The sequence below is a fragment of the Phenylobacterium sp. genome (assembly GCF_041691455.1).
GTDB lineage: Bacteria > Pseudomonadota > Alphaproteobacteria > Caulobacterales > Caulobacteraceae > Phenylobacterium.
Map to the genome: position 1 here is coordinate 1 of NZ_JBEPUO010000052.1, position 10,597 is coordinate 10,597.

Genomic DNA, 10,597 nt, shown 5'->3' on the forward strand with positions numbered 1-10,597 from the left:
TTGTAATTGATCCTTTCAGAAATTCCCAATTTCTGGCGCTCGCCGCTGGCGCGGCATCCCAAACTCTCCGGCGAGCTGGCCCTACAGCTCTACGTCTGGGTGGGCCAGGCGCTGCGCGCGGCGCTCACCGAACGCTTCCGGTTCGAAGCGAAGGACATCGAGGCCGCCCTGGCCGGCGCCGTCGCCGAGGCCCACGCCGGGGTCACCGAGGGCAAGGGCCTGATGATCGTCGCCCGTGAGGACGAGCGCGAGGCCATGGAGCGGCGGCTGATCGACAAGCTGCACGCCGCCGGCCAGCTGCGGCCCGGCTACCTGGTCCGCGCGCTGCGCGAGGGCCGCCTGTCGCTGTTCTGCACGACGCTGGCCATGCTCGGCCGCTTCGAGGCCGACCACATCCGCCGCGCTATCGATTCCGACCGTCCGGAGCTGCTGGGCCTGGCCTGCGCCGCGGTGGGCATCGACCGCAGCGTCTTCCCGACCATCCTGACCATGGTGCGCGATCTGAACGACGGCCGTCCTTCCGGCGGCGCCGACAGCGCCCGGCGGGCCTCCGGCGCCTTCGGGCCGGTGACGCCACAGGTGGCTGGCGCGGCCTTCCGCCAGGCCGCGAAGTCGATCTGAGCCCGCGGGCTTTGGCCAGGCTGGTTTGACAACGGGCCGACGGCGCCCGCTTTTCCCGGTGATGTCCAAGGCCGAGACCATACTGACCCGCCTCGCCTTCGTGGCGAGCGACCGGCCCGAGGCGCAGGAAGCCTGCGCCCGCCTCGCCGCCCGCTATGGCGACGCTGCACCCGACCAGGCTCAGGTCGTGGTGGCGCTGGGCGGCGACGGGTTCATGCTGGAAACCCTGCACGGCCACATCGCCGACGGCGCGCCCATCTACGGCATGAACCGCGGCTCGGTGGGTTTCTTGATGAATGAATATTCCGAGGACGACCTACTGGAGCGGATCAACGCCGCCGAACGGGCGGTCGTCCATCCCTTGCGGATGCGCGCCACCCACGTCTCCGGCGAACTCCACGAAGCCCTGGCTTTCAACGAGGTCAGCCTGCTGCGCCAGACCCGCCAGACCGCCAAGCTGCGCATCTCCATCGATCGCAAGGTGCGGCTGGCCGAGCTGGTCTGTGACGGGGTGCTGGTGTCGACGCCGGCTGGCTCCACCGCCTACAACCTCTCGGCGCACGGGCCGATCATCCCGCTGGACGCCCGAGCGCTGGCGCTCACCCCGATCAGCGCGTTCCGGCCCCGCCGCTGGCGGGGGGCATTGCTGCCGCACACCGCCAAGGTGGCCTTCGATATCCTTGAGGACGACAAGCGCCCGGTCAGCGCCGTGGCCGATAACTTCGAGGTGCGCGACGTCACCAAGGTGGAGATCGCCGAGGACCGCGAGATCGGCCTGACCATGCTGTTCGACGCCGGCCGCAGCCTGGAGGAACGCGTGCTGGCCGAGCAGTTTTCCGGCTAGCCGCCTCGATCATCGGTCAGAAAACCGTCTGGAAACCACAGGTTGCGGATCACCCGTTGTTAACGGGTTGCGCATATCGTGGCCGCGACAATCAAGGGGGCTTCCGTGCGCCAACAAAATCCAAGTCAGGTGATCCCGGCGCCGACGCAGCTTCGCTTGAAGGCCGGCGGCGGCCGCCTTGGCGCGATCGACGCCGCGGCCATCGCCAAGGCGGAAGCCGCCCTGAAAAGCCTGGCGGGCAATTTCGGCGCCTGGTTACAGGACGAAATCGTCAAGCTCGAAGCCGCCCGCCAGCAGATCAAGGACGCCGGGGTCACGGTCGAGACCATGGAGAACCTCTATCTCCGCGCGCATGACCTGAAGGGCCTGGGCACCACCTACGGCTATCAGCTGATCACCCGCATCGCCGGCTCGCTCTGCCGGCTGATCGACGACAAGGACAAGCGCGCCTCGACGCCGCTCGAACTGGTCGACGCCCACATCGACGCGATCAAGGCCGCCGTGCGCGACGACATCAGGTCGGACGAGCATCCGGTCGGCCGCGTTCTGGTCGAAGAGCTCGAGCGCCGCGTCAAGACGATGGCGGGCTAAGAGTCACCGCCAACTCCTCGTTCTACATCACGTTTTCGATCGACTCCTCGACCACGCCGTAGCCGGCGTCGGGCGGCAGCACCAGCACGCGGCCGGCCGGCCGCTCCTGGATCTGCGGCAGCACGGTGACCAACGTCCTGGCCGCCGCGCGCGCCACCGCGTCCTGCGCGCCGCTCGCCTCGGCCAGCAGTTGCAGGTTCATCCGGGTCGGAAAGATCACCTTGCGCTCGCCCGCCGCGGCCAGCCTGAGCGCCTCGGCCGGCGCGATCCATTCGGCGTCCACCGTCTCGCGTCCGTCGCAGGCGGCCAGCTGCTCGGCCGGCGCGCTCACCGCATAGAACCAGGTGTCGAAGCGCTTGGGCGTCAGCGGCGGGGTGATCCAGCGGGCGAACACCGTCAGGGCCGAGAGGTCGAGCTGCGCCTCCAGGTCGCGCACCACGTCGATGAAGGCCGTGGTCCCGGCGTCCACCGCCAGGCGCACCTCCATCGGGCAGGCCTCGCCGCTCATGGGCTGGCCGTCGCGCCGCCTGGCGAGCAGGATGCCGGCCTCCTCGAACACCTCGCGCACGGCGGCGATGCGCAGGCCCCGCTGTTCGGCGTCATAGGCCTCCCAGCCCAGCACATGGTCGGCCCAGGCCGGGTCGTGGTCGCCCTGATGGCTCTTGCCGCCCGGAAACACCAGCGCGCCCGAGGCGAAGTCGATCTGGTGATGGCGCTTGACCATCAGCACCTCGAAAACCGGGTCATCCCGCAACAGCAGGATCGTCGCGGCGGGCTTGATCTCGGCGGGGGTCTTGGGGGACGTCGGGGCTTCGCTCATCCGCCAAGCTTGGGGCGCGCGGCGCCGCGGCGCAAGTTGACGCTAGGCGCGCTGAGCCACCCCGGCCTCGGCGCGAGCCTCGCGGGAGATCTCGTCCATCTTGTCGAGCAGGTAGTCGACGTCCTCGCGGGCGGCGGACTGCGGCTGGGTGAGGAAGCGCTGCAGCATGCGTTCCTGGAAGCGTTCCAGGTCGCGGGCGCCGCCGTCGAATTCCATGGAATGGAAGGTGTCCACCGCTGCTCGGAAGGCGGGGAACAGCCGGGCCGGCAGGCCGGCGCGCTCATAGATCGCCCGAAGGCCCAGGGGCCCGGCGTCGTGGATCATCAGCCAGGTGCGATGGTGCGGCACGCCGGCGAGCTCGGCCACGCCCCATTCGAAGAAGGTCATGTGCCCGTTGGCCAGCGCCCGCAGCAACAGCGATGCGCTGAGGCGCTGCGAGGACACCAGATGGCTCACGAAGCCGCGCACGTCGGCCGTGCGCCCCGCCTGGTCGACGAGGTCGACCGTCGCCCGCTCGGCGGCGCCGATCGCGACGGTGAGCGCGGTCTCCGCCGCCACGCCGTGATGGGCGATCAGGTGATCGCGCACCTGGTCGCCGACCAGGGCGACAAGCTTCTCGCTCACCGAGAGCGGCAGGACCTTGCGGTAGGCGACGGCCGTCAGGATCTTGTCGTGCTTGTCGAAGCGGACCAGCACCTCCTGCAGGGCGGCTTCGGCGAAGTCGGCGTTGTCGTTGGCGCAGGCCGCGGCCACGGCGCGCTCGCCGCCGTGCTCGGCGATGGCGCCGGTGACGGTGCGCGACAGCATCGGCCGGCGCGCGATCGCCAGCTGGCGGACCGGGCCGCCCAGCCGCACGATCTCGGCCAGATCGTCGTCGGTGAACACCGGCGAGCAGTTGAGCATCGGCAGCGCGATGCTCTCCACGTCCCGGGCGAGCTTCAGCGCCACGTCGCGCGGCACCAGGGGCGAGTCCTTCAGCGTCACCGCCAGCGCCTTGCGCACCAGCTCGGCGGCGTCGGCGGCCATGACCCGCAGGATCTCGGCGGCGGTTTCGCGGTCCTCGTCGGAGAGCGGGGCGGTGTCGATGGTGCGGCACAGCTTGTTCGCGGCGGCGGCGCGCTCGGTCGCGGTCGCGCCCTTCACCAGCGTACGGATATCCTCGTCCGTCAGCGCTGACCGCGTCGTCGACATCGACTTGAACAATCCCCGGGACCCGAACTCACCCCTGACTTCGGAATCCCACGAGTCTGACTGTCCGCTGCCACGCTTAACGGAGGGTTGCCGCCGAATCTGTGGATTAGGATTTTCGGCAGACCGCGCTGCTTTGCCGCCGCAGCGCCGCACAGAAAAGAGGAACTCCACGGTAGAGCTCGAACAATATTCGAACACATAGTCAAATATATTTTCGGCCTATTTCAAGTTGAATGGAAACAAATCGCCTCCTATCGGTTGTTATGTCGGGTGGGGAAATAAGTTATGTGTAATTCAGAAATTCTATTAATAGAAGATGACTTTATTCTCAACTGCGACACCCGTGAGGCATTGGAAGAAATCGGCTATTGCGTGCAATCCGTATATTGTGCCGAGGCCGCTTTCGAAGCCCTCAATCGTCATCGATACCTCGGCGCGCTTGTGACGGATATCGACCTGGGCCCCGGTCCGGACGGCTTCGACGTCGCCGAGCGGGCGCGCGTCGCCTATCCGCATCTGGCCGTCGTATTCGTGTCGGGCACCGCGGCCGGCAGCCACGCGGCGCGGGGCGTGCCGCGCTCGGAATTCCTGGCCAAGCCGTTCCGCCCCCACCAGCTCGCCGCGGCGCTCGCCCGGGTGATCCGTCTTGAGGCGGCCTAGCGTGGCGTTCTGGCGCATCGCGGTCCTGGCCGCGGGCGTGGCCAGCTACGGTTTGGCCGTGGTGATCGCCATGTTGGCGCAGGGCTAGAATAGCCCTTCCCCTCCCTGGGCTGCGATGCTCTAGCATGGGTGAAAAGCCGGGAGACGCTAAGTGTTGCTGAAGGGCCTGAAGGTCGTCGAATTCGCCTCCTACATCGCAGCCCCCGGCGCGGCCTGCATTCTCGGCGACTGGGGCGCGGACGTGATCAAGGTCGAGCGCCCGGGCGGCGATTCCATGCGCCACGTCTTCGCCGACCTCAAGACCGAGCTGGCCAGCAACCCGACCTTCGATCTCGACAACCGCGGCAAGCGCGCCGTGGTGCTTGACGTCGGCAAGCGCGAAGGGCGTGAGGCCCTGGCCCGCCTGGCCGCCACCGCCGACGTCTTCATCACCAACGTCCGCCCCGCGGCCTTGAAGCGCGCCGGCCTCGACGAGGCGACCATCCGCGAGGCCAATCCCCGGCTCGTCTATTGCCTGGTGACCGGCTACGGCCTGGAAGGCCCTGACGCCCACAAGCCGGGCTTCGACGTCACCGCCTTCTGGGCCCGCGCCGGCGTCGCCAACATGACCGCGCCCAAGGGGATGGACCCCTTCATGCTGCGCTCCGGCTTCGGCGACCACATCACCGCGCTGGCCACCGTCTCTGCGATCCTCGCCGCCCTCTACGAGCGCGAGCAGACCGGCAAGGGCCGGATGGTGCAGACCTCGCTGCTGGCCACCGGCGTCTACACCGTGGGTTCGGACCTGGCGGTGCAGCTGCGGTTCGGCCGCCTGGCGTCCAACCGACCTCGCAACCTGCCGCTCAACCCCCTCTCGACCTTCTACAAGAGCAGCGACGAGCGCTGGTTCGTGCACAACCCGCGGCGCGGCGCCCAGGACTGGCCGGATTTCGCCACCATCGCGGGCCGCGCGGACCTGATCGACGACGAGCGCTTCGCCACCGGCAAGGCGCGGCGGGAAAACAGTCCCATGCTGGTCGCCGAATTCGACAAGGCGTTCGCCGCCATGCCGTTCGACGAGATCGCCGCCAAGCTCGACGCCGCCGACATGGCCTGGGCGCCGGTGCAGACGCCGGCCCAGGTCGCCGCCGACCCGCAGGTCATGGCCTCCGGCGCGATCGTCCAGGTCGAGGATGGCGAGGGCGGGACCTTCCCCTCCCCGGCCGCGCCGGCCCGCTTCCCGGGCGCCGACGCCACGGTGCGGCCGCGCTCGCCGACCCTGGGGGAGCACACCCGCGAGGTGCTGGCCGAGATCGGCTATTCGCAGGACGAGATCGAGGCGATTTTCAAGGCCGAAGCCGCCGCCTGAGGGCCGTGCCGCCGCGCCAAGGCGTCGTGTCGGGTCCCAGACACCAAGGGAAGAATACACCCTCTGAGCGGTGTTTCGGCCCGATTTCGTGTCGCAATAGCACCCGGTAGCCGTGTTACTCCGGACACAGTGTGACACTTTGACGGGTAATTTATGATTTTGTTATGGCGAGATGCGGCTCTCGCTGCGACGAAGCCTCGACAACGAATTCCGGCGCGAAGGGCTCGGGATTCGCTTTGGAGAGGTACCTATGCGCACCAATACGACCAAAAAAGGCGCCCTGCTGAGCACGACGCTTCTCGCCGGCCTGGCGATGGCGGGCGGAGCCTGGGCTCAGGCGGTGCCGACGCCGGCCACCGTGGGCGAGCTGGTGGTGACCGGCTCGCGGATCCCGCGGCCGAACCTGGAGCAGGCGACCCCGGTCGCGGTGCTATCGACGCAGACCATCGAGAACGCCGGCCCGCAGAGCCTGGGTGACATCATCACCTCGCTGCCGGCCATGGGCTTCACCGGCACGGTCCGCGCCAATTCCAACAACTTCGCCAACGGCGCGGGCATCAGCTCGATCGACCTGCGGAACCTCGGCCTGTCTCGCACCCTGGTTCTGGTGGACGGTCAGCGCCACGTGGCGGGCGACCTCACGACCAACGCGGTCGACATCAACTCCATCCCGCCGGCCCTGGTCGACCGGGTGGAGGTTGTCACCGGCGGCGCCTCGGCCATCTACGGCTCCGACGCCGTCTCCGGCGTCGTGAACATCATCCTCAAGAAGAGGTTCGACGGCTTCCAGGCCGACGCCCAGTACGGCGACAACGAAGGCGGCTATGGCGCCAAGCGCAGCGCCTCGCTCACCGCCGGCAAGACCTTCCTGGACGACCGGCTGAACATCGCGGTCACCGGCTACTACAGCAAGGAAGACGCGGTCGAAGCCAATCAGCTCAAGGCCGCCCACAACTATGGGCGGATCACCAACCCCAACGACATCAATCCGGCGAGCTTCGATCCGGCCTTCTATTCCAGCGGGGCCTCGATCAAGAACGACGGCAAGCCGGACACGATCTACGTCCCGAACATCGGCAGCGACCTGGTCACTCCCAACGGCGTGCTCCTGAACGCCAACACCTTCGCGCCGCAGTTCTCCTTCGACAAGAACGGCCACCTCGTCCCGATCCCGGTGCGTACGGGCTTCAACAGCTTCGCCTTCGCCCAGCTGCCGGCCAACTGCCCGGACTGCTATTTCCCTGACGACTTTACCCAGCTGGCTTCGCCGATCGAATCCAAGGGCGGGTCGATCCGGGCCAACTTCGACGTGACCCCGCACTTCCGCGCTTTCGTCGATGCGAAGTTCGTGCAGACCGATGTCAGCAACGTCGTGCAGCCGTCCTTCTCGTTCGGCGACTTCCAGCTGGCGCCCGACAACGCCTTCATCAGCCCGGAACTCCGAGCAGGCCTGGCCGGCATCGATCCAGCCGACTACCCGTTCATCGGCAAGTTCCTGAACGCCGGCCGCGGCCAGGATGTCCGCCGCCGGACCTACCGCGTGGTCGCCGGCATCGGCGGCGACTTCGACGCCAAGTTCGCCACCATCAACTGGGACGCGGCGCTCAACTACGGCGAGACCGACACCCATCTGACCAATCAAAGCCTGGAGATCACCCAGAACTTCGATGCGGCGCTGGACTCGGTCATCGATCCGGCGACCGGCCGGCCCGCCTGCCGCATCAATGTGCCCTCGGCCCCGCAGACCGGGATCGGATCGGGCGCGATCAACCGCGCTGCCTGCGTGCCCTACAATCCGTTCGGTTCGCCGGCCCTGACCAACAGCGCCGCGGCGCTGGCCTATTCCTTCGGGGCCTTCTCGACCGACGACGCGCTCACCCAGCAGGTCGCCAGCCTGAACGGCAGGTTCGACACCAGCCGCTTCTTCAACCTGCAGGGCGGCCCGATCGGCGTGGCGGTCGGCGCGGAATACCGCAAGGAGCACACCAAGGAGACCAACGATCCCTTCGTGATCGCCGGCAACACCGAGAACCTGGCCAGCAACTCGGCGGGCGGCTACCACGTCTCCGAAGGCTACATCGAGGTGAACCTTCCGGTCCTGAAGGATTTCGCGCCCCTCCTGCAAGAACTGACCCTCGACGCGGCCTACCGCGGCGCGAACTATTCGACCGTCGGCAATGTCGGCGCCTACAAGTTCGAGGGCATCTACGCGCCGACCTCGTGGATCAAGCTGCGCACCACCTATTCGCGGGCCATCCGGGCGCCGAACATCACCGAGGCGTTCCTGCCGTCGAGCTCGGGCTTCTTCAACATCACCGACCCGTGCAGCACCGAGAACATCCAGAACAACGTCAACTACGCCAAGAACTGCGCGACGGCGGGGATCCCGGTGGGCTTCAACGCCAACACCAACGCCTCGATCACCGGCGTGTCCTCCGGCAACCCCAACCTGGAGCCGGAAAAGTCGATCAGCTACACCGGGGGCATCGTCTTCCAGCCGCCGATCATTCCGAACCTGGCGATCACGCTCGATTACTATTCGATCAAGATCAAGAACGCGATCAGCCTGGTGCAGGCGCAGGACGTCATCAACAACTGCTTCGGCTCAGCGGCCGGCCTCGATGCGAACTTCTGCAGTCTGCTGCGCCGCGGGAACGATCAGAACATCAACTTCGTCAGCACGACCTACGTGAACGCGTCGAAGCTGGAGACGGACGGCTACCAGCTGCAGGTCACCTACTCGACCGACGTCTCGCCGCTCACCAGCCGTTGGCGTATGACCCAGGCGCTGGACGGTCGCATGTCCTTCAACTTCACCGGCGATTTCGTCTCGCATCTTCGGAACTTCCCGTTCCAGAACGACCCGACGAACGTGCACATCCTCGAAGGCGTGGTGTCCAGCAACCTGGACGAAGGCACCCCGCACCTGAAGTTCCTGACCGACCTGACTTATCGCCAGGGGCCAGTCACTCTCACGTGGCAGACGCGCTATATCGGCAAGGGTGCGCTGTTCAATCGCGATCCCACGGCGGCGGACCACTCGGAATCGCGGAACATTCCGTTCGCCGAGGCGACCTTCTACCACAACCTGACGGCCCGCTATCGGCTCAGCGGCCGGCTGGATGGCACGGAGATCTTCGGCGGCGTGAACAACCTGTTCGGCGAAGAGCCGCCGTTCGTGACGATCGGCACCGGCCAGGACGTTTCCTACGACCTCGGCCGCTTCTTCTTCGCGGGCGTGAAGATCCGCCTCTAGGACGGACGACACGGAAATCGAGAAGGGCCGGTCCTCGCGGGCCGGCCCTTTTTGATTCCGTCGGGACCGGGCGCCGGGGCCTCTAGCCCTTGCGGCTGTCCGACAGCACTTTCAGCATCTCGGTGGTGAACATCGAGCCGGCGAGCCGGCTGCCTACGCCCATCTGGTCGCTGGGCTGGGTGCCGCGCAGGATGAGCGAGATCAGTTCCTCCTGCTGGCGCTGGTGGTCGGCGTTGCGCGCCGAGGCGTACTGGATGAAGCCGCCGTCCGGCGAGGGCGCAGGGGCCGGCGTGTCCATCGGCCGTGCGGAGCCCGCCACCTTGGTGAGGTTGGCGTAGACCTCGCCGACGGTGGCCGCGCGGCCGTCGCGGTAGAAGATCGCCTTGTTGGCATGGGCCGCATCGGGGAAGAGCTGGGCCGCCGTGGCGTCCGGCCGCGACTGGACGGCCTCGATCAGCTTCGCCGAGCCCTGCGGCCCCAGGAAGTGGGCGGCGTAGAGCTCGCCGGCGGTCGGCGCGCGGCCGGTGCGGCCCTTCAGATAGGCCGCCGAGTCCGAGGTGAGCTCGCCGGCCATCAGCGACGAGGCGTGCGGGTCGAGCCGCAGGTCCATCACGGCGCGGCGCGCCTCTTCACCCGACACATGATAGCGGCCGTCGGAGCCCTTGTTGATCAGTTCGGCATAGCGGGCGTAGCCATGCTTGGCGCCGTGCAGCTTGAGCGTCGACAGCCAGGTCTGCTCGACGAATTGGAAAAGGCCGGCGGCCGAGGAGGCTCCAGACTTGGCGCCCGGGTTCATGCCGCTTTCACGGCCCGCGGTTTTCATCAGGAACGAGAAGTCGACGCCCGTCGCCTGGGAGGCGCGCTGGATCGCCGCCTCCACTACGCCACGGATTCCCTCGATCGCCATATCGGAGTCCTGAACGGTCATGGTTAACGCAGCGCTAACCATCCCGACGATCGGGCGATGCAGGCGGCCAGCTACTTGTCCGGCTTGTCCTTATCCTTGCCCTTGTCCGGATGCTGGGCGGCGGCTTGGGCGTGTTGTGCGGCGGCCTGCTGAGCGTGCTGGGCCTGGGCGGCCGCCTGCTGGGCGTGCTGCGCCGCGGCCTCGGCCTGATGGGCCTGCGCCTGGGCCTGCTGAGCCTGCTGGGCCTGGGCGGTGCGGACGGCTTGCTGGGCCTGTTGGCGTCCGGCGTCCCGCTGGGCGCGCTGGGCCTCGGCCTGGACGCGCTGCTGGTCGCGGACCTGAGCCTGCGCCTGCTGGTC

General features: G+C 67.7%; 10 protein-coding genes. 7 read left to right on the top strand and 3 right to left on the bottom strand.

Going from position 1 to position 10,597, the window contains the following annotated elements; genetic code table 11:
* Positions 1–6 precede the first annotated feature (6 nt).
* The 3 genes from ACESMY_RS22920 to ACESMY_RS22930 all read left to right on the top strand — a co-directional run bounded on the left by ACESMY_RS22920 (position 7) and on the right by ACESMY_RS22930 (position 2,056).
* Positions 7–621: a DUF2336 domain-containing protein gene (locus ACESMY_RS22920; RefSeq protein WP_372786964.1), complete on the top strand. Its 615-nt coding sequence runs from the start codon at positions 7–9 to the stop codon at positions 619–621.
* 61 nt (positions 622–682) lie between these two features.
* Positions 683–1,465, top strand: a complete 783-nt coding sequence (locus ACESMY_RS22925; RefSeq protein WP_372786965.1) for an NAD kinase — start codon at positions 683–685, stop codon at positions 1,463–1,465.
* A 105-nt stretch (positions 1,466–1,570) separates the two neighbouring features.
* Positions 1,571–2,056: an Hpt domain-containing protein gene (locus ACESMY_RS22930; RefSeq protein WP_372786966.1), complete on the top strand. Its 486-nt coding sequence runs from the start codon at positions 1,571–1,573 to the stop codon at positions 2,054–2,056.
* Positions 2,057–2,078: 22 nt separating this feature from the next.
* On the opposite strand, the gene ACESMY_RS22935 is transcribed toward ACESMY_RS22930, so the two are convergent.
* Together ACESMY_RS22935 and ACESMY_RS22940 are read right to left on the bottom strand one after the other, a co-directional pair.
* Positions 2,079–2,876: an NUDIX hydrolase gene (locus tag ACESMY_RS22935; RefSeq protein WP_372786930.1), complete on the bottom strand. Its 798-nt coding sequence runs from the start codon at positions 2,874–2,876 to the stop codon at positions 2,079–2,081.
* 42 nt (positions 2,877–2,918) lie between these two features.
* Positions 2,919–4,067 (bottom strand): DUF2336 domain-containing protein, encoded by a 1,149-nt coding sequence (locus tag ACESMY_RS22940; protein WP_372786929.1) that lies wholly within the window; start codon positions 4,065–4,067, stop codon positions 2,919–2,921.
* A gap of 285 nt (positions 4,068–4,352) precedes the next feature.
* On the opposite strand from ACESMY_RS22940, the gene ACESMY_RS22945 reads away from it, so the two are divergent.
* The 3 genes from ACESMY_RS22945 to ACESMY_RS22955 all read left to right on the top strand — a co-directional run bounded on the left by ACESMY_RS22945 (position 4,353) and on the right by ACESMY_RS22955 (position 9,331).
* The gene (locus ACESMY_RS22945; protein WP_372786928.1) at positions 4,353–4,727 is read left to right on the top strand and encodes a response regulator; all 375 of its coding nucleotides are present in this window, start codon (positions 4,353–4,355) and stop codon (positions 4,725–4,727) included.
* A 151-nt stretch (positions 4,728–4,878) separates the two neighbouring features.
* On the top strand, positions 4,879–6,075 hold the full coding sequence (locus tag ACESMY_RS22950; protein ID WP_372786927.1) for a CaiB/BaiF CoA transferase family protein: 1,197 nt from the start codon (positions 4,879–4,881) through the stop codon (positions 6,073–6,075).
* 250 nt (positions 6,076–6,325) lie between these two features.
* A complete protein-coding gene (locus tag ACESMY_RS22955; protein ID WP_372786926.1) occupies positions 6,326–9,331 on the top strand; it encodes a TonB-dependent receptor plug domain-containing protein in 3,006 nt (1,001 codons plus the stop codon).
* A gap of 82 nt (positions 9,332–9,413) precedes the next feature.
* Here the strand turns inward: ACESMY_RS22955 and ACESMY_RS22960 are convergent, their stop codons facing one another.
* A complete protein-coding gene (locus ACESMY_RS22960) occupies positions 9,414–10,238 on the bottom strand; it encodes a transglycosylase SLT domain-containing protein (RefSeq protein WP_372786925.1) in 825 nt (274 codons plus the stop codon).
* Positions 10,239–10,363: 125 nt separating this feature from the next.
* Between ACESMY_RS22960 and ACESMY_RS22965 the strand changes: the two genes are divergently transcribed.
* On the top strand, positions 10,364–10,597 hold a 234-nt coding region (locus tag ACESMY_RS22965), incomplete at its 3' end, for a hypothetical protein (RefSeq protein WP_372786967.1).